17 protein-coding genes are annotated in these 18,261 nt (G+C 73.0%); 11 read left to right on the top strand and 6 right to left on the bottom strand.

Going from position 1 to position 18,261, the window contains the following annotated elements; all coding sequences use genetic code 11:
- Positions 1–41: 41 nt before the first annotated feature.
- Positions 42–3,029 (bottom strand): bifunctional [glutamine synthetase] adenylyltransferase/[glutamine synthetase]-adenylyl-L-tyrosine phosphorylase, encoded by a 2,988-nt coding sequence (locus tag ACFV9H_RS05250; protein ID WP_385393574.1) that lies wholly within the window; start codon positions 3,027–3,029, stop codon positions 42–44.
- A 283-nt stretch (positions 3,030–3,312) separates the two neighbouring features.
- On the opposite strand from ACFV9H_RS05250, the gene ACFV9H_RS05245 reads away from it, so the two are divergent.
- The 3 genes from ACFV9H_RS05245 (at position 3,313) to ACFV9H_RS05235 (ending at position 6,104) form a co-directional block, all read left to right on the top strand.
- Entirely contained in the window at positions 3,313–3,693 is a 381-nt protein-coding gene (locus ACFV9H_RS05245) for a hypothetical protein (protein WP_385393572.1), read from the top strand.
- A complete protein-coding gene (locus tag ACFV9H_RS05240) occupies positions 3,693–3,854 on the top strand; it encodes a hypothetical protein (RefSeq protein ID WP_385393569.1) in 162 nt (53 codons plus the stop codon). Before ACFV9H_RS05245 ends, ACFV9H_RS05240 begins: the two co-directional genes overlap by 1 nt.
- Positions 3,855–4,049: 195 nt before the next feature.
- Positions 4,050–6,104 carry a PIG-L family deacetylase gene (locus ACFV9H_RS05235; RefSeq protein WP_385393566.1) on the top strand — a complete coding sequence of 685 codons (2,055 nt, stop codon included), beginning with the start codon at positions 4,050–4,052 and terminating at the stop codon, positions 6,102–6,104.
- A gap of 76 nt (positions 6,105–6,180) precedes the next feature.
- On the opposite strand, the gene ACFV9H_RS05230 is transcribed toward ACFV9H_RS05235, so the two are convergent.
- From ACFV9H_RS05230 to ACFV9H_RS05220, 3 genes are all read right to left on the bottom strand, one after another.
- Positions 6,181–6,597: a nuclear transport factor 2 family protein gene (locus tag ACFV9H_RS05230; RefSeq protein WP_385393564.1), complete on the bottom strand. Its 417-nt coding sequence runs from the start codon at positions 6,595–6,597 to the stop codon at positions 6,181–6,183.
- 89 nt (positions 6,598–6,686) lie between these two features.
- Entirely contained in the window at positions 6,687–7,394 is a 708-nt protein-coding gene (locus tag ACFV9H_RS05225) for a helix-turn-helix transcriptional regulator (protein ID WP_385393561.1), read from the bottom strand.
- A 150-nt stretch (positions 7,395–7,544) separates the two neighbouring features.
- Positions 7,545–8,906, bottom strand: coding sequence for a glutamine synthetase family protein (locus ACFV9H_RS05220; protein ID WP_365479648.1), 1,362 nt, complete (start codon positions 8,904–8,906; stop codon positions 7,545–7,547).
- Between the two features lie 172 nt (positions 8,907–9,078).
- Between ACFV9H_RS05220 and ACFV9H_RS05215 the strand changes: the two genes are divergently transcribed.
- The 4 genes from ACFV9H_RS05215 to ACFV9H_RS05200 all read left to right on the top strand — a co-directional run bounded on the left by ACFV9H_RS05215 (position 9,079) and on the right by ACFV9H_RS05200 (position 11,450).
- Positions 9,079–9,453, top strand: a complete 375-nt coding sequence (locus ACFV9H_RS05215; protein WP_385393558.1) for a hypothetical protein — start codon at positions 9,079–9,081, stop codon at positions 9,451–9,453.
- A 54-nt stretch (positions 9,454–9,507) separates the two neighbouring features.
- On the top strand, positions 9,508–10,197 hold the full coding sequence (locus tag ACFV9H_RS05210) for a DUF3105 domain-containing protein (RefSeq protein WP_385393556.1): 690 nt from the start codon (positions 9,508–9,510) through the stop codon (positions 10,195–10,197).
- Positions 10,194–10,871, top strand: coding sequence for a DUF305 domain-containing protein (locus ACFV9H_RS05205; protein WP_385393554.1), 678 nt, complete (start codon positions 10,194–10,196; stop codon positions 10,869–10,871). Before ACFV9H_RS05210 ends, ACFV9H_RS05205 begins: the two co-directional genes overlap by 4 nt.
- A gap of 159 nt (positions 10,872–11,030) precedes the next feature.
- Positions 11,031–11,450, top strand: a complete 420-nt coding sequence (locus ACFV9H_RS05200) for a CBS domain-containing protein (RefSeq protein WP_385393552.1) — start codon at positions 11,031–11,033, stop codon at positions 11,448–11,450.
- Here ACFV9H_RS05200 and ACFV9H_RS05195 read toward each other — a convergent pair.
- On the bottom strand, positions 11,435–12,328 hold the full coding sequence (locus ACFV9H_RS05195) for an alpha/beta fold hydrolase (RefSeq protein WP_385393549.1): 894 nt from the start codon (positions 12,326–12,328) through the stop codon (positions 11,435–11,437). The two genes, ACFV9H_RS05200 and ACFV9H_RS05195, sit on opposite strands and share 16 nt — an antisense overlap.
- Positions 12,325–13,038 carry a DUF998 domain-containing protein gene (locus ACFV9H_RS05190; RefSeq protein WP_385393546.1) on the bottom strand — a complete coding sequence of 238 codons (714 nt, stop codon included), beginning with the start codon at positions 13,036–13,038 and terminating at the stop codon, positions 12,325–12,327. Before ACFV9H_RS05190 ends, ACFV9H_RS05195 begins: the two co-directional genes overlap by 4 nt.
- Positions 13,039–13,111: 73 nt before the next feature.
- Here ACFV9H_RS05190 and ACFV9H_RS05185 point away from each other — a divergent pair, with 73 nt between their 5' ends.
- From ACFV9H_RS05185 to ACFV9H_RS05170, 4 genes are all read left to right on the top strand, one after another.
- Positions 13,112–13,513, top strand: a complete 402-nt coding sequence (locus tag ACFV9H_RS05185) for a hypothetical protein (RefSeq protein WP_385393543.1) — start codon at positions 13,112–13,114, stop codon at positions 13,511–13,513.
- A gap of 80 nt (positions 13,514–13,593) precedes the next feature.
- Positions 13,594–15,174, top strand: coding sequence for a multicopper oxidase family protein (locus tag ACFV9H_RS05180; RefSeq protein WP_385393540.1), 1,581 nt, complete (start codon positions 13,594–13,596; stop codon positions 15,172–15,174).
- 95 nt (positions 15,175–15,269) lie between these two features.
- Positions 15,270–16,400, top strand: coding sequence for a DUF4352 domain-containing protein (locus ACFV9H_RS05175; RefSeq protein ID WP_385393537.1), 1,131 nt, complete (start codon positions 15,270–15,272; stop codon positions 16,398–16,400).
- A gap of 69 nt (positions 16,401–16,469) precedes the next feature.
- A complete protein-coding gene (locus ACFV9H_RS05170) occupies positions 16,470–18,224 on the top strand; it encodes an NAD+ synthase (RefSeq protein ID WP_385393535.1) in 1,755 nt (584 codons plus the stop codon).
- The last annotated feature ends 37 nt before the right edge of the window (positions 18,225–18,261 follow it).

Here is an 18,261-nt window from a genome sequence, read left to right as displayed (position 1 = left end):
CGCGGGCATGGTCGACAAGGCTCGCCGGTGCGTGACCTCGGCTACGCCCCGTAGAACAGTTCGTCCACCACCGCGCGTGCGCGCCGCGTGATGCGGCGGTAGTCGTCCAGCATTTCGCCGACCGTGCCCTCCGCGTAGCCGAGGTAGCGGCCCACCGCCGCGAGTTCTCGGGCCTCCGAGGGGAAGGTGTCCCCGGCGCGGCCGCGGACCAGCATGACCGCGTTGCGGACGCGGGTGGCCAGGACCCAGGCCTCGTCGAGGATCTGGGCCTCCTCGGTCGGGATCAGGCCGGCCGCGTGGGCGGCGGCCAGGGCCTGGCGGGTGCGGGTGGTGCGCAGGCCCGGTTCGGCCCAGGCGTGCCGCATCTGGAGGAGCTGGACGGTCCACTCGACGTCGCTGAGGCCGCCGCGGCCGAGTTTGGTGTGGAGGGTGGGGTCGGCTCCGCGGGGAAGGCGTTCCGATTCCATGCGGGCCTTGAGGCGGCGGATCTCGCGGACGGCGTCCTCGCCGAGGCCCTCCATCGGGTAGCGCAGCGGGTCGATGAGGTCGATGAAGCGGCTGCCCAGGTCGGTGTCGCCCGCCACCGGTTCGGCGCGCAGCAGGGCCTGGCTCTCCCAGGTCAGGGACCAGCGGCGGTAGTAGGCGGCGTAGGAGGACAACGTACGGACCAAGGGGCCCGAGCGGCCCTCGGGGCGCAGGTCGGCGTCGATGAGCAGGGGCGGGTCCGCGGTGGGGAGTTGGAGGAGGCGGCGCATTTCGGCGATGACCGTTTGGGCGGCCTTCGCCGCTTCCTGTTCGTCGACGCCCTCGCGCGGCTCGTGGACGAAGAGGACGTCGGCGTCGGAGCCGTAGCCCAGTTCGTGCCCGCCGAAGCGGCCGACTCCGATGACCGCGAAGCGGGTGGGCAGGGTGTCGCCCCACTGGTCCTGTACGGCGGCGCGCAGGGCCCCGGCGATGGTGGCGGCGGTGAGGTCGGAGACGGCGCCGCCGACCCGGTCGACGAGGGCTCCGTGGTCCTCCTCGGCCGGGCTGTCCTCCGTACCGTACGAGCCGATGATGTCGGCGGCGGCGGTGCGGAACAGCTCGCGGCGGCGGACCCCGCGCACGGCGGTCACGGCGGCCTCGGCGCTGTCGGCGCGGCCCACGGCGGCCAGGATCTCCTGTTCCAGTGCCTCGTGGGTACGGGGGAGGAGGCCTTCGGGGTCGCCGAGCAGGGCGACGGCTTCGGGGGCGCGCATGAGCAGGTCGGGGGCGAGGCGTCCGGCGGACAGGACGCGGGCGAGGTTCTCGGCGGCGGCGCCCTCGTCCCGCAGGAGCCGCAGGTACCAGGGGGTCTTGCCGAGGGCGTCGGAGACCTTGCGGAAGCCGAGCAGGCCGGCGTCCGGGTCGGCCGAGTCGGCGAACCAGCCGAGCAGGACGGGCAGCAGGGTGCGCTGGATGGCGGCCTTGCGGGTGACGCCGGAGGCGAGGGCTTCGAGGTGGCGCAGGGCGGCGGCCGGGTCCGCGTACCCGAGGGCTTCGAGGCGCTGGCCGGCGGCGCGCGGGGAGAGCCGGGTCTCGCCGGGGGTGAGCTGGGCGACGGCGTCGAGCAGCGGCCGGTAGAAGAGCTTCTCGTGCAGGCGGCGGACCACGGAGGCGTGCCGGCGCCATGCCTTGTTGAGCTCGGCGACGGGTTCGGTGCGCAGGCCGAGCGAGCGGCCGAGGCGGCGCAGGTCGCTCTCGTCCTCGGGGACGAGGTGGGTGCGGCGCAGCCGGTAGAGCTGGATGCGGTGTTCCATGGCGCGCAGGAAGCGGTACGCGTCGTGCAGCTGGGCGGCGTCGGTGCGGCCGACGTAGCCGCCGGCGGCGAGGGAGTGGAGGGCGTCGAGGGTGGTGCCGGAGTGCAGGGTGGCGTCGCTGCGGCCGTGCACGAGCTGGAGGAGCTGGACGGCGAACTCGACGTCGCGCAGGCCGCCGGGGCCGAGTTTGAGCTCGCGGTCGACCTGGGCGGCGGGGATGTTGTCGACGACGCGGCGGCGCATCTTCTGGACGTCGGCGACGAAGTTCTCGCGTTCGGCGGCCTGCCAGACGAGCGGGCTTATGGCGTCGATGTACTGGGCGCCGAGGTCGGGGTCGCCGGCGACGGCGCGGGCCTTGAGGAGGGCCTGGAACTCCCAGGTCTTGGCCCAGCGCTGGTAGTAGGCCAGGTGGGAGGCGAGGGTGCGGACGAGGGGGCCGTTGCGGCCCTCGGGGCGGAGGTTGGCGTCGACGGGCCAGATGGTGCCCTCGACGGTGGTCTCGGAGCAGATCCGCATGAGGTGGGAGGCGAGGCGGGTGGCGGCCTGGATGGCCTTGCCCTCGTCGGCCCCGTTGGGGGCGTCCCCGACGAAGATGACGTCGACGTCGGAGACGTAGTTGAGCTCGTTGCCGCCGCACTTGCCCATCGCGATGACGGCGAGGCGGCACTGGGCGGCGTCCTCGGGCGCGGCGGCGCTCGCGATGCGCAGGGCCGCGCGGAGGGTGGCGGTGGCGAGGTCGGCGAGCTCGGCGGCGGTCTGGGCGACGTCGATGGTGCCGCAGACGTCGCGGGCGGCGATGGAGAGCAGGCAGCGGCGGTAGGCGACGCGCAGGGCGACGGGCTCGTGCGCGTCGGCCAGTCCGCGCTCGAAGTCGGCCAGTCCGGGATGCAGGTCGGCGGCCTCGTACGTGACCAGGGCCTGCCAGTCCCGGGGGTGGCGGGCGAGGTGGTCGCCGAGCGCCTCGGAGGCGCCGAGCACTCCGAGGAGGCGGTCGCGCAGTGGTTTCGCGGCGACGAGGGTGTCGAGGAGCAGGGGCCGCTCCTCGGGGGTCTGCGCCTCGGCGAGCCGTACGAGTCCGAAGAGCGCGAGGTCGGGGTCCGCGGTCGCCCCGAGGGCATCGAGGAGCACCGGATCGGCGCGTACGGAGGCCAGCGCGTCGGTCTCCAGCAGCCGGGCGGCGGTCTGGGGGTCGGTGAAACCGCTGCGGAGCAGCTGGATGAAGGTGCTGCTCCTGCGTCCCGGGACCGTCATCCCGTCGCCTCCTGGATCGTCTCTGCGGCCGCGTGCCGCCGCCTGCCGCCGTGTGCCGCCGCGTTGCCGCCGCGGGCCACCGCCTGCCTGCCGGTGCCTTCCGGTGCGTGGCCGCCGTCCGGCCGTCGTCCGGTCGTCGTCTGCCTGTGGCGAGCCTAGCCGGAGCGGCGTTCGAGCCACGGGATGATCTACGACGTATCATGGCTTGACTTATCGGGTTATCAGAACATTTACGGATACATGGGGCCCGCTCCCCCGCCACCCGGCCAGGAGGAGAGCCCCCGTGCCCGACGCACCGATCCCTCGCGCGTCCGACAGGCGCGGCCGGGGGCAACGCCGCGCCGGCAGCCGCCGGCAAGGCCGCGGGCGCGGGCGCGGGCAACACGGCCGCCACCGGTCCGGCCTCGTCAAGAGCGTCGCGTTCGTCGCGGCCACGGTCGCCGGGAGCATGCTCGTGCTGCGCGGCAACGACGCCCTCGACCGGCTCGACCGCCCCGTCGCCCCCGACAGCAAGGCCGTCGCCCCCGCGGCCGCGGCCGACGCGCCCGATCCCGGTCGGGTGCTCCAGATCGTCGCGCATCCCGATGACGACCTCTACTTCATGAACCGGACCTGCTGGGCTCGGACCTCGGGTGGGGCCGGCCGTGGGAGCGGTCGCCGCTGATGTTCGTGGGCGCCCCGTCCTCCACGATGACCGGGAAGAGCATGGTCAGCCTGGCGGTGGTGGGGCTCGACGCGCGGCTGTACGTGACCTCGTCGGCGGACGCCCCGGACGCTCGGCTGGCGCCGTGGCAGCCGGTGGGCCCGCGCAACACGGCCCCGTAGGAACCGGGCGGAACAACAACCTCCACATCTCGGTCACATATACGGACCAAAAACTCCACAGGGCACAATCACGTCCGGTCTTTTTCGGAAAGTGGCAGTCATCGCCGAAACCGGTGAACCAAGTTCCCCGTTTTGGCCTCTCTCTGACTGCTCAGCAGTTCTTTCCGACCCGAACGACCCCCAAGGCGTGACCCGATGCCCATCACCCGTCGCCGCTTCGCGGCCCTGCTCACGGTGCTCACCGCGGGCACCACCGGCGTGCTCGCCGTGGCCTCCGCCCAGCAGACGTCGGCCGAGGTCACCCGGACCGAGGGTCCGGCCGCCGTCCTGCCCGCGAGCGTCACCGCCGGGTCGGTCGTCCAGGTCGTCGCCCACCCCGACGACGACCTCTTCTTCATGAACCCCGACCTCAGCCGGTCGCTCCTCGCCGGCACCCCGGTCGCCACCGTCTACCTGACCTCCGGCGAGGCCGACGGCGTGAACCGCGCCAACGGCGGCGCAGCCAAGGACCCGGACCAGCCCTCCGACCGCGCCCACTACGCGGAGGCCCGGCAGAACGGCATACGCTCCGCCTACGCGCAGATGGCCACCGGGGACCGCACCAGCGCGTGGCGTCGTACGGTCGTGCCCACGGCCGGCGGCGGACAGGCCGAACTCGACGTCCTCATCGCGAAACCGCACGTCAACCTGGTCTGGCTCCAGCTGCGCGAGGCCCGCACTCCCGGCGGCGACAACCCCGACAGCCTGCGCGGCCTGTGGAACGGGCGGATACCCGCGCTGGCCTCCCAGTTGACCTCCGGGACCCCGGTCAAGAAGGAGTTCACCTACTCCAAGGACCAGCTCATACAGGCGATATCCGGGGTCCTGGAGCGGTACCGGCCGACGACGATACGGATGCAGGACCCGACGCCCGGCCGGTACGGGGAGACCGGCAGGTACACCGACCACCAGGACCACATGTACGCCGCCCGCTTCGCGCAGGCCGCCGCGGCCGCGTACGCGGAGCGGGTCACGAGCCGTCCGCACTTCTCGGTGCAGAACTACCTCGGCTACCACAACAGCACCCTCCCGCACTCGTTGGACCCGCAGACCGCCGAGACGAAGACCGGCTTCCTGAAGACCTACGCCTGGCACGACGGCGAGAACTACTGCGGCAGCCCGTCCGGCTGCGGCGACCGGAAGGTCGCGGGCAATCCCACCGGCCGGAACTGGGCCCAGTCCCTGCGCTACAGCCGCGGCGACCACAGCTCCTGGATGACGGAGGGCACGCCCGGCCGGCTCTGGGCGTTCGCCACCCTCGACGGGCAGACCGCGTACTGGACCCGGGCGCCCGGCGGCGCCTGGACCGGCCCGGCGCTCCTCCCCGGCACCGGCATCGACCCGGGCGCGAGCGCCGTCCGCTTCCCCGACGGTCGCGTGGCCGTCCTGGCCACCCGCACGACGCTGGGGCCCGTACCCCTCGAATACCGGCGCGAGGTCGTGTACGCCGTCCAGTCCGCGCCCGACGGCCCGTTCAGGCCCTGGCAGTCGCTCGGCACCCCCGAGGGGCCCGACGAGGAGGGCACCTCCGCGATCAGCTCCCCCTCGGCCGCCGTGGACCCGGACGGCCGCATCACCGTCTACCTGCGCGACTCCCGCCGCACCCTGCGCGCCACCGTCCAGCAGCCGGACGGCGGCTTCTCCGCCTGGGGCCGCCTGGGCGGCGAGGACCTGCAGAGCGACCCGGTGACGGCCGTCGACTCCGCCGGGCGGCGCCACGTGTACGCCACCACCACGAACTCGGTCCTGGCCTGGATCCAGCCCACCCCGGGAGCTCCGCTGCACGGCCCGGTCGAGACGGGCCTGCCCGCCACGACGGTCCCCCTGACGGCGGCCCCGGACGGCGCGGGCGTCCGCCTGTACTTCCGCCGCCCCGACTCGGGCGTGGTCCGCACGGCCCTGGTCACGGCGACCGCCGGCAAGCCCCAGGTCTCCAGCGTCGCGGAGGCCGGCGGCCGGGCGGGCTACGGCGCGGTCGGCGTGGCGGGCCGCCTCGTCTCGGGCCGCGCGGACACGGGCACGATCGGCACGACGGGCCTCGGCGGGCCCCCGGCCTGGACGGAATCCGCGATGCTCTACGCGGGCGCCCCGGGCGCGGTCCTGGAACTCTCCGGCACCACGATGGCGGTCCTGGGCCTCGACGCCCAGCTCCACATCACCACCACCCCCCGCACCACGACGACCCCCACCTGGCACCGCGCGGTCCGCTGAGGCCCGTCACGGCCGAACCGAAGGAGGCGCGCCGGTCCCCCGCCGGGGCCCGTGGCCCGGCGCCGGACCGTGCCGGTCAGGCGGCGAAGCGCTTGTTGCCGGTGAGTGACCACACGGCGGAGATCCGGCCGTCCGTGACCGCGAACATGTCGATGCCGCTCCGGACGACGACGTCGCCCTCGCCCTCGGCGTGGCTCTCGTGCCACCGACAGGCCATCTCGCCGCGCTCGGAGTCGACCAGCGGTGCGGCGTCGGCGCCGAACGTCAGGCCCGTGAAGGCCTGGCTGTTGACCGAGATGAACGCGGTCAGTTCGTCCTGGCCGAAAGTGGCGGCGGAGTCGTCCGCGAAGTACAGCCGGAAGCCGGGGGCGAGGATCTGCTCGGCGAGGGCGATGTCTCCGTTCCAGAGCGCCGCCCAGCCCTCCACCAGCCGGTTGCCGGCCTCCCGGGTCAGCGGTGCGGAGTCGGTGAGGGGGGTCGTCGTCACAGACATGGGTGCCTTCCAAGGTCGGTTCGTGGTCACCCAGCCTCCGGGCCGAGGGCGACAACCCTCTGTCGGTGTTTAGCCCTCCGAGCGGTGGCTCAAGCGAAACCGTAGAGCTTGTCGAGTGCGACGAAATCCCATCCGGGGGTGTCCGGTTCGGACAGGTCCACCGGACGCGGCTCCGCCGTTTCCTCCAGTGCCCGCGCCTCCCGGATGCGGTCGAGGCGGAAGCCCCGCACGGCGGAGCTCAGCCGGCACCAGCCGATGAGGTACCAGTGGTCGCCTCCGAGGAAGCCCAGGGGTTCGACGGTGCGGTCGGTGACCTCGCCCCGCGCGTCGGCGTAGCACAGGTGCAGCAGCCGGTTGGTCGAGAGCGCCTCGCGCAGGGTGTGCGGGAGCGCGGACGGTCGCACGGGGTTCACGGCGAGCCGTATCCGAGCGGCGAGCTCGCCCGCGGCCTGACGTTCGCGCTGCGGCATGACGGCGAGCACCTTGTACAGCGCCGAGCGGGCGTCCGCCGCGAACGGTGTCCCGGACAGCCCGTGCAGGGCCACGGCCAGGGCCGCCGCCTCGGCCGGGGTGATGGTCAGGGGCGGCAGGGTGTGGTCCTTGTCCACCACGTACCCGCCGCTGCGGCCCGGTTCGGCGTAGAGCGGCACGCCGGACTGCTGCAGGGCGCTGAGGTCGCGCTCGATGGTGCGGGTGCTGACGCCGAAGCGCTCGGCGAGCCACCGGGCGCTGCGCGGCCGGGGCGAGACCGCGCGTAACTCCTCCACCAGGGCGTACAGACGCTCGGTACGGTTCACAGCCAGGACCGTAGCCGATGCCCGGGGCCGGGCGACGGCGGATCGGACGGCCCACGGATGGCCCGGGGGGAACGAGACGACTCCGGGCCGGTGGTCGATGACCACCGGCCCGGGGTGTCGTACGTGGCCCGCAGGGGCTTTGAACTCGGGTTACAGAACCGGGAGGTTCTTGCGGAGTTCGAAGGCCGTGACCTCCGAGCGGTACTCCTCCCACTCCTGCTTCTTGTTGCGCAGGAAGAAGTCGAAGACGTGCTCGCCGAGGGTTTCCGCGACCAGTTCGCTGCGCTCCATCAGGGAGATGGCCTCGCCGAGGTTCTGCGGGAGGGGCTCGATGCCCATCGCGCGGCGTTCCGCGTCGGAGAGGGCCCAGACGTCGTCGTCGGCGCCCGCCGGGAGTTCGTAGCCCTCCTCGATGCCCTTGAGGCCGGCCGCCAGGAGGACGGCGTACGTGAGGTAGGGGTTGGCGCCCGAGTCGATCGAACGGACCTCGACGCGGGAGGAGCCCGTCTTGCCCGGCTTGTACATCGGGACGCGGATCAGGGCCGAGCGGTTGTTGTGGCCCCAGCAGATGTACGAGGGGGCCTCGCCACCGGAGCCGGCGGTGCGGGAGGAGCCGCCCCAGATGCGCTTGTAGGAGTTGACCCACTGGTTGGTGACGGCGGCCGTCTCCGCGGCGTGCTTGAGGAGGCCCGCGATGAAGGAGCGGCCGACCTTCGAGAGCTGGTACTCGGCGCCCGACTCGTAGAAGGCGTTGCGGTCGCCCTCGAAGAGGGAGAGGTGGGTGTGCATGCCCGAGCCGGGGTACTCGGAGAAGGGCTTCGGCATGAAGGTGGCCTGGACGCCCTGTTCGAGGGCGACCTGCTTCATGACGAGGCGGAAGGTCATGATGTTGTCGGCGGTGGAGAGGGCGTCCGCGTAGCGGAGGTCGATCTCCTGCTGGCCCGGGGCGCCCTCGTGGTGGCTGAACTCGACCGAGATGCCCATGGATTCGAGCATCGTGATCGCCTGGCGGCGGAAGTCCATGCCCACGTTCTGCGGAGTGTGGTCGAAATAGCCGGAGTTGTCCGCCGGGACCGGGCGGGTGCCGTCCAGCGGCTTGTCCTTCAGCAGGAAGAACTCGATCTCCGGGTGGGTGTAGAAGGTGAAGCCCAGGTCGGAGGTCTTGGCCAGGATGCGCTTGAGGACGTAGCGCGGGTCCGCGAAGGACGGGGAGCCGTCCGGCATCAGGATGTCGCAGAACATCCGGGCGGTCCCGGGAGCCTCCGCGCGCCACGGCAGTATCTGGAACGTGCTCGGGTCCGGCTTGGCGATCATGTCGGACTCGTAGACCCGCGCGAAGCCCTCGATCGCGGAGCCGTCGAAACCGATGCCCTCGTCGAAGGCCTGCTCCAGCTCGGCGGGGGCGACCGCGACGGACTTGAGGAAGCCCAGTACGTCGGTGAACCACAGGCGCACGAAGCGGATGTCGCGCTCCTCAAGCGTCCGGAGGACGAATTCCTGCTGCTTGTCCATGCCTTCATCCTCGCAGTTCAGACGGCCTGTGCACCACCTCCCCGAGGGGCGGGCCACAGTCGGGCCGGCCCAGTATCGCCAGCGGTGGTTTCCGCCACATTACGCACCCCCGAAAGGTCATGACACCCCCGCACTGACCTCCGGCCGGTCATGAGCATTACCATCGGCGCCCATGGGGGGCCGGCAGTACACGCAGCGGGGGCGTCAAGGACGTCCGCCGCTTCGGCGTGCCGTCCGCCTGACGGCGTTCTGGGGTCTGGTCGGAGCGCTGGTGGGGGTGCTGTTCCTCTGCTCGCGGCCCGGTGGGGACGGGCGGGTGGTCGAGGCGCGGGCGCACGCCGTCTGCGCGTCGCCGCACGACCTCCCCGGCTGCTCCCCCCTCGCGCACGCGACGGCGGGCGTGCTGCCCGCGTCGCAGCCCGCCGCGGTACCGGCCGGCGGTGAGCCGGCGGCCCCCGCCCGGGCCGTCGGGGCGGGGTCGACGCGGCCGCCCGAGCCGCTCGCCCGCGCCCCCGACCTGCATGTGCTCCAGGTGCTGCGGACCTGACGGGTCCGGTTTCGACGCTCCATCCACCCCCCTCAGCCAAAGGAACCAGGGCACATGTCCACCAGGACCACCAAGAACACCGACCCGCAGTCCCGCCAGGCACGGATAGCCGAGATGCGCCGGGCCGACAAGGCGCGCGAGCGGCGCATGAAGGCCATCACGATCACCCTCTCCACGGCCATCGTCGCCGGACTCGTCGGCTTCGGCGCCTGGGTGCTGATCGACCAGAAGCAGACCGAGAAGCGCAAGCAGCAGGCCGCGGAGAAGCTCCTCAAGGAGCAGCAGGAGCTCCGCAAGAAGCCCGTCGAGGGCGAGCAGCTGTGGGACCTGAAGACGCTGGGCCGCAACCACGTCGAGACCCCGGTGAAGTACGAGATGAACCCGCCGATCGGCGGTGACCACCACCCCCGCTGGATGAACTGCAACGGCGACGTCTACCAGGCCGCGGTCCCCGAGGTGAACGCCGTGCACTCGCTGGAGCACGGCGCGGTCTGGGTGACGTACAACGAGAAGGCCGCCAAGGCCGACCTCGACAAGCTCTCCGCGCGGGTGGAACAGACGCCGTACACGCTGATGAGCCCGGTCAAGGAGCAGGCCGGGGCGATCATGCTCAGCGCCTGGGGCAAGCAGCTGACGGTGGAGACGGCGGACGACCCCCGGGTGGCGCAGTTCTTCACCAAGTACGTGCAGGGCGACCAGACCCCCGAGCCGGGCGCCGCCTGCACGAACGGCCTGACCAAGTGAGCCGTACGCCCCGTACGTACTGGGTCGCGGGCACGGCCGTCCTGCTGGCGCTGCTGTTCGCCGCCGTGGCCACGATGGCCGCCGCGGCGAACGGCGACGGCGACGACCGCGCCGCCGCGCCGACCTCCGGCCCGCCCGGGCTGCGCTCCGCCGACGCGGGCTTCGCCCGGGACATGGCGGTACATCACCAGCAGGCGGTGGAGATGTCCTTCATCGTGCGCGACCGCACCCAGGACGAGGCCGTGCGCAGCCTCGCGTACGACATCGCCAACACCCAGGCCAACCAGCGGGGCATGCTCCTCGGCTGGCTGGACCTGTGGGGGCTGCCGAAGGTGCTGGCGGACGAGCCCCCGATGTCCTGGATGGCGGCCGACGGCGGCCATTCCGGGCATGCCGGGCAGGCCCGGCCCGGCGGGCCGCTCATGCCCGGCATGGCCGGCAAGGAGGAGCTCGCCCGGCTCGGCGCCGCCGAGGGCCGGGACGCCGAGGTGCTCTACCTCCAGCTGATGACCGACCACCACAAGGGCGGCGTCGCGATGGCCGAGGGCTGCGCCCAGCTGTGCACGACCCCCGTCGAGCGGGCCCTCGCCCAGGGCATGGTCGACGCGCAGCAGTCGGAGCTCACCCTCATGGCGGACATGCTGGCGAAGCGCGGAGCCGCGCCGCGCGGGTGACGGGACACGCCCGTACGGTGGTGGGAGGCGTCCCGTCACCCGTATGGGCGTGTGCTCCCCCTGTCGGGTCGCGTGGGCCGAACGGCCGAATGACGATGGTGACGCCGCGGCGGGAGCACCCGCGCCCCGCCGGTACTCGGCGCTTTGGAGGTTTACGCGATGACCACCGCCGGAGACATCATGCACGCCGGGGCCCAGTGGATCCCCGCCACCGAAACCCTGGACCGGGCCGCTCAGCTGATGGCCCGCCTCAACGTGGGCGCGCTGCCCATCAGCGACAAGACGGAACGGCTCTGCGGCATCCTGACCGACCGCGACATCGTGGTGGGCTGTGTGGCCAAGGGCCACAACCCGTCGAAGGTGACGGCCGGCGAGATGGCCCAGGGCACGCCGCGCTGGATCGACGCGGGCGCCGACGTCTCCGAGGTACTGGAGGAGATGGAGAGCCACCAGATCCGCAGGCTCCCGGTGATCAGGAACAAGAAGCTCGTCGGCATGATCAGCGAGGCCGATCTGGCCAAGCACCTCACGGATCGGCAGATGGCCGACTTCGTGGAGAAGGTCTACGCCCGCGGCTGACCCTGCTCGGCAGTGCTCAGGACCGCCCGGGCCACCTGGTCCGGGCGGTCCAGCATGACCAGGTGACCGGCGGGCTCGGCGACCTCGAAGCGGGCGCCGAGCCGGTCGGCGAGTGCCGCCTGGCGGGCGAGCCAGCGCAGGGCGGCGCGGCTCCCGGAGCCGTCGTGGCCCGCGAGGACGGTGGCGGGCGCGGCCGACGGGTGCGCAAGGCGCAGGGCCGGCATCTCGGCGGCGACATCGAGGTAGCAGGCGTTCTCCAGCAGCGCCCCCCGCCAGACGCGGCCGGTGCGGTAGCAGCGGCGTACGAGGTCACGCGCGGCCGGGTCGGACCCGCCGGTCCGTGATGCCCGCACGGCGGCCCGCCGCGCGAGCGGGCCGAGGGCCGCGGGCAGCCCGACGGCGGTCACGGCCCGCCCGAGGACCCGCGCGACGCCGGTGCGGAGCCCGGCGGACAGCAGGGCGCGCGGGACCTCCTCGACGCTGGAGTCGACGAGCACGAGGGCGGCGGTGCGCTCGGGGTACAGGCGGGCGAAGGCCTCGGCGTGGAAGCCGGCGATGGAATGCCCGACGACGGTGACGGGGCCCGCCTGGCCGGCGTCCACCGCGCCCGCCGATTGCAGCGCGTCCAGGACGCGCGCGATGCGGTGGGCCTCCCCCGCGGCCGTCGGCGCTTCGGTGGCGGGGCCGCTGAGGCCGTGGCCCGGGCGGTCGAAGCGGACCACGGTACGGCCCGCCGCGACCAGCAGCGCGGCCACCGGGTCCCAGTCGAACCAGGCCATGGCCAGGCCGGCGCTGAGCACGCAGACCGGCCCCCGGCCCTCGACCACCACGTGCAGCGGGACCCCGTCCACACGCACGAAGCGACCCGGCCCGCTCACGTACGGCGCTCCTTGTGCACGGAGTGGGCGAGCAGGCCCAGCCAGAGCGCCACGAACAGCACCTGGAGCCGCTGCCCGGCACCCAGGGCCCAGGTCCCGCGCCCGGCGGTGAACAGGGCTATGGCGGTCAGGGTCCACGCGGTGGCGAGCAGCTCCAGGACGACCAGCACCGGGCCGTGGCGGGCCAGCGGGGCGAGCCGGCCGTAGCGCCGGGCGGCGACGGTGAGGGCCACGATCCCGACGAGGGCGCCGGTCATCGCGAGGCTGCTGCTGACGGCGTGCGCCTGATGGGTGGCGGGGACGAGACCGGCGGTCTCCCGGGCGGCGCACACCGGGTCCACGGTGGGCGTACAGCTCAGCGGCAGCCAGGCGTCGGCGGCGGTGGCCGCCCCGAAGAGGGTGACTCCGGCCCATCCGGCGACGGCCCACGGGCGGCGCGACCCGGCGTGGCGCAGCAGCCCGAGGAGCGCGAGCGACCCGCCCGCGAAGGCGAGCAGGCCGGCGCAGAAGTCGGTGGCCCGGAAGAGGCCGCCGAGCGGCTGGTCCTGGGCGGCGAGCTCGCTCACGTACGTCTCGATGGGGTTGAGGCCCGTGGAGAGGACGACTTCGAGGACCCACGCGGTGTAGGCGGCGGCGCCGAGCCCGATCAGCACGGCCACCGGCCAGGCGGTACGCGACGACGGGCGCGGAGAGGGGCCATTAGGGGACATAGTGTGACTAATCCTATGCAGACCCGGCGGTTGATCCGACGATCGGATACCCACCCCGGGTAGGGTTCCGGACATGACGAGCAGAGCCCAGCGAGCCGCCCCGTGGCCCCGGCCGCTGCTGCTCGCCGCGCTCCTGCTGGGCATGGTGACCATGCACGTCCTGGGCCATCCGACTGAATCCCATGCCTCGGAAGACGCGTCCACCGCCCGCTCCGTTGCCTCGGCGGGCCCGCCCGACCCGGCGGCGGACGGTGAGCCGCACCACGCCCGGACCCCGCTGTCCGGGGCCGGCACGGACCCCGGATCCGTCTGCCTCGCCGTGCTCGTCGTGCCGCGCCCCGACACCGGACCGGCCGGCTCCCGCGATACCGCGCCGCTCGGGGGCGCGGCCCGCACACCGGACCGGTCCGCCGGGGGCCCCGACCCGCCCTCACCCCGCGAACTCCTCGACCGGCCGGCCGTCCCGCGCGTATAGGACCGGGCCCCGCCGTCACCCCGGCATGCCCGCACCCCCCACGACCGCATGCCCCCCTCACGACCCCACGAGGTACTTCCGTGCGCTCTCTTCCCTCCCGCCGCGCCGTCCTCGGCGCCTCCGCGGCCCTCGCCGGCTCGGGGCTGCTCGCCGCCTGCGCCGGCTCCGCCGAAGACGATGGCTCCGTGCACCACGGCGCCGCCGGCAAGCCCGCGGCCCCCGGCGACTACGTGGACCCGGCCGGGCCCGAGGTGCAGGCCGCCGAGGCCGCCCGCAAGGCCACCGGGCCGCTCACCGAGGTCAAGGTCACCGCCACCGCCACCCCGCTGGACCTCGGCGGCGGGCGCGTCTTCCGCTCCTGGGCGTACGGCGACAAGCTGCCGGGCCAGGAGGTACGGGCCACCGCGGGCGGCACGCTCTCCCTGACCCTGGCCAACAACCTCCCCGAGGCCACGTCCCTGCACTGGCACGGCCTGTCCCTGCGCAACGACATGGACGGGGTCCCCGGACTGACCCAGCGGGACATCGCCCCGGGCGGCTCCTTCACGTACGAGTTCGCCGTCCCGCACCCGGGGACGTACTGGTTCCACCCGCACACCGGGGTCCAGCAGGACCGCGGGCTGTACGCGCCGCTCGTCATCGAGGACCCGAAGGAGCCCCTCTCGTACGACAAGGAGTGGGTGGTGGTCCTGGACGACTGGCTCGACGGCGTCGACGGGTCCACCCCGGACGCCGTGCTCGCCGAACTCCGCGGCGCGAACGGCCAGGCCGCGGGCCACGCCGGCCACGGCGCTGCGCCCACCGCGTCACCGAGCGGCAGCACCGGCCCCTCGCGCGTCCGCATGCTCGGGGAGAGCGACGTGCTCGGCAAGGACGTGGGCGACGTCGCCTACCCGTACTACCTGATCAACGGCAGGGTGGCGGACGACCCGTCCGTCTTCACCGCCCAGCCCGGCGACCGGATCCGGCTGCGCATCATCAACGCGGGCGGGGACACCCCCTTCCGGATCGCCCTCGGCGGCCACGAACTGACGGTCACCCACACCGACGGCTTCCCGGTGGAGCACGCCAAGACCGGCTGCCTCCTGCTCGGCATGGGCGAGCGGTACGACGTCCTGGTCACCGCGCAGGACGGGGTGTTCCCGCTCACCGCGCTGGCCGAGGGCAAGGGCCAGTCGGCGCTCGCCGTGCTGCGCACCGGGTCGGGGACGGCGCCCACCGCCGCGACCAGGCCGGCCGAACTGGCCACCCGCCCGCTGATGGCGGACCAGCTCAGGGCCGCCGAGTCGGCGGCCCTGCCGGCGCGCGCGCCGGACCGTACGGTCTCGATCCGGCTGACCGGCTCCATGGCCCGCTACAACTGGGCCTTCGACGGCACCCCGTACACGCCCGACCAGCGGCGTCCGGTGAGGGCGGGCGAACGGGTCCGGTTGGAGCTCAGGAACTCGACTCCGATGTGGCACCCGGTGCACCTGCACGGGCACACCTTCGCGCTGGGCGGCGGCACGGGCGCCCGCAAGGACACCTCGATCATCCTGTCGGGCGGACGGCTGACGGTGGACTTCGAAGCCGACAATCCCGGCCTGTGGATGCTGCACTGCCACAACGTCTACCACTCGGAGTCGGGGATGATGACGGTGCTCGGCTACGAGCGCCCGTAAAAGGCGGCGTGGGGCGGGACGGTGGCGTGGCAGGCTTGGGCCGATCATCACAGCGCGACGAACGACGCGACGAACAAAAGGACGCCCCCGCCCGTATGAGCACCCCGCCGAACCCGCCCAACACCCCGACCGAACCGGCCGGGACGCCCATACCCGAGGCGGCGTCGGTCCCGGCGCCCCAGCAGCCGCCGTCGCTGTCGCCGTCGCTGTCGCTGTCGCTGGAGAAGACCCCGGCCGCGGCACCTTCCCCGGCCCCCGCACCGGCCCCCGCCCCCGCCCCCGCCGCGTCCCCGTTCGCGCCACCCACGCCGCCCACGCCGCCGGCTCCCCCGAACCACCACGCCGGTCCCGGGTTCGGCGCCCCCACCGACCCCACCGCGCCGTTCTCCCCCGGCAACCCGTGGGCGCAGCCGCCCGCCGGCCTCGGCTACCCCATGTACGCGCCGCCCGCACCGACCACCAACGGTCTGGCCATCGCCGCGGCGATCGTAGGCGGCCTCGGCATCCTCATCGGGCTGGTCCCCTTCCTCTTCTGGATCGGCGGCATCCTCGCCCTGACCGCGATCGGTCTCGGCATCGGCGCCATCGTCCGCTCCTCCAAGGGCGCCCCGAACAAGACGCTGTCCATCGTCGGCACCGTCCTCGGCGGGCTCGCGCTCGCCGCCTCCGTCGGCGGCGTGTTCCTCACCGCCGTCGTCGCCGAGAACGCGGTCGACGGCGTCGAGCAGCGCAGGAAGGAGCGGCTGTTCGGCGGCGGCGCCGAGCCCTCGCCGTGGAAGCTGCCCTCGACGCCCCCGTCGAAGTCGCCGTCGCCCTCGCAGGTCCCCGGCCTGACCAGCGCGCTGCCGTTCGGCGAGACCTTCACCTACGACAACGGCGTGAAGGTGAGCCTCTCGACGCCGACGAACTACGAGCCGAAGAACAAGTACGACCGCGAGCGGGTCAAGAACGCGATCCAGATCACCGTCACCATCACCAACGGCGGAACCGCGCCGCACGAGGTCATCTACTCCATGCCCAACGTCCGCGACGACAAGGGCATGACCGCCGAGAAGGTCTTCGACAGCAGCGGCATGCCGAAGATGATCAGGGGTTCCATCATGCCGGGCGAGTCCGCCAGCGGCGTCGTGGCGTTCGAGGTGCCCGAGGGCACCAAGAGCGTCACCGCGGACATCCGCGCCGGCACTCTCCTTGACCCGGTGAAGTTCGCCGGCCCCATCGGCTGAGGCGGGAATCAGGCGGGAATCAGGCGGGGTCCAGGACATCGCGTCAGAAAGACGATTAGACTGGGCCCCGTGCCTCAACTTCGTCTCGCTCTGAATCAGATCGACTCGCACGTCGGCAACATCACCGCCAACGCCGACTCGGTCGTCCACTGGACCCGGCACTCCGCCGAGCAGGGCGCCCATCTGGTGGCGTTCCCGGAGATGGTGCTGACCGGGTACCCCGTCGAGGACCTCGCCCTGCGCGCGTCCTTCGTCGAGGCCTCCCGCACCGCCCTGCGCGACCTGGCGGCGCGGCTCGCGGACGAGGGCTTCGGCGAGCTCCCCGTCGTCGTCGGCTACCTCGACCGCACCGAGAAGGCCGCGCCCCGGCTCGGCCGCCCGGCCGGTTCCCCGGAGAACGCGGCCGCGGTGCTGTACCGCGGCGAGGTCGTCCTCCGCTTCGCCAAGCACCACCTCCCCAACTACGGCGTGTTCGACGAGTTCCGGTACTTCGTACCGGGCGACACCCAGCCGGTGATCCGGGTGCACGGAGTCGACGTGGCCCTGGCCATCTGCGAGGACCTCTGGCAGGAGGGCGGCCGGGTGCCGGCCACCCGCTCCGCCGGGGCCGGACTGCTGATCTCGATCAACGCCTCCCCGTACGAGCGCAACAAGGACGACGTCCGACTCGAACTGGTCCAGAAGCGGGCCCAGGAGGCCGGCTGCACCCTCGCCTACCTGGCCATGATCGGCGGTCAGGACGAGCTGGTCTTCGACGGCGACTCGATCGTCGTCGGAGCCGACGGCGAGGTCATCGCCCGCGCCCCGCAGTTCTCCGAGGGCTGCGTGCTGATCGACCTCGACCTGCCGGCGGCACGGGCCGACGCCCCCGAGGGCGTGGTGGACGACGGGCTGCGCATCGACCGGGTGATCCTTTCCGAAGAGCCCGCGGAGGCGCCCGAGGCGGTCGTCACCGGCGGTTACGCCGACCGGCTCGACGACGACGAGGAGATCTACGACGCGCTGGTCGTGGGCCTGCGCGCGTACGTGAAGAAGAACGGCTTCCGCTCCGTCCTGGTCGGGCTCTCCGGAGGCATCGACTCGGCGCTGGTCGCCGCCATCGCCTGCGACGCCATCGGCGCGCAGAACGTGTACGGCGTCTCGATGCCCTCGAAGTACTCCTCGGACCACTCCAAGGGCGACGCGGCGGAGCTGGCCGAGCGCACCGGCCTGAACTTCCGCACCGTGTCGATCGAGCCGATGTTCGACGCGTACATGGGCTCGCTGGGCCTGACCGGGCTGGCGGAGGAGAACCTCCAGTCCCGGCTGCGCGGCACCATGCTGATGGCGCTCTCCAACCAGGAGGGCCACATCGTGCTGGCCCCGGGCAACAAGTCGGAGCTGGCGGTCGGCTACTCCACCCTGTACGGGGACTCGGTGGGCGCCTACGGCCCGATCAAGGACGTCTACAAGACGGACGTCTTCCGGCTGGCCGAGTACCGCAACCGGGCCGCCGTCGAACGCGGCGAGACCCCGCCGATCCCGGAGAACTCCATCGTGAAGCCGCCGAGCGCCGAGCTGCGCCCCGGCCAGGTGGACACGGACTCGCTGCCGGACTACCCGGTGCTCGACGCGATCCTGGCCCTGTACGTGGACCGCGACCAGGGCATGGAGGCCATCGTGGAGGCCGGCTTCGACCGGGAGCTGGTCGCGAAGACGCTGCGGATGGTGGACACGGCGGAGTACAAGCGACGCCAGTACCCGCCGGGCACGAAGATCTCCGCGAAGGGCTTCGGCAAGGACCGCCGGCTGCCCATCACGAACGGCTGGCGCGAACAGGCGTAGCCACGCACGCGAACGGGGCCCCGCCGCATCTGCGGCG

Source organism: Streptomyces sp. NPDC059874, assembly GCF_042731135.1.
In the GTDB taxonomy this organism is placed as follows: Bacteria; Actinomycetota; Actinomycetes; order Streptomycetales; family Streptomycetaceae; genus Streptomyces.
This window is presented reverse-complemented; position numbering and strand designations above follow the sequence as displayed.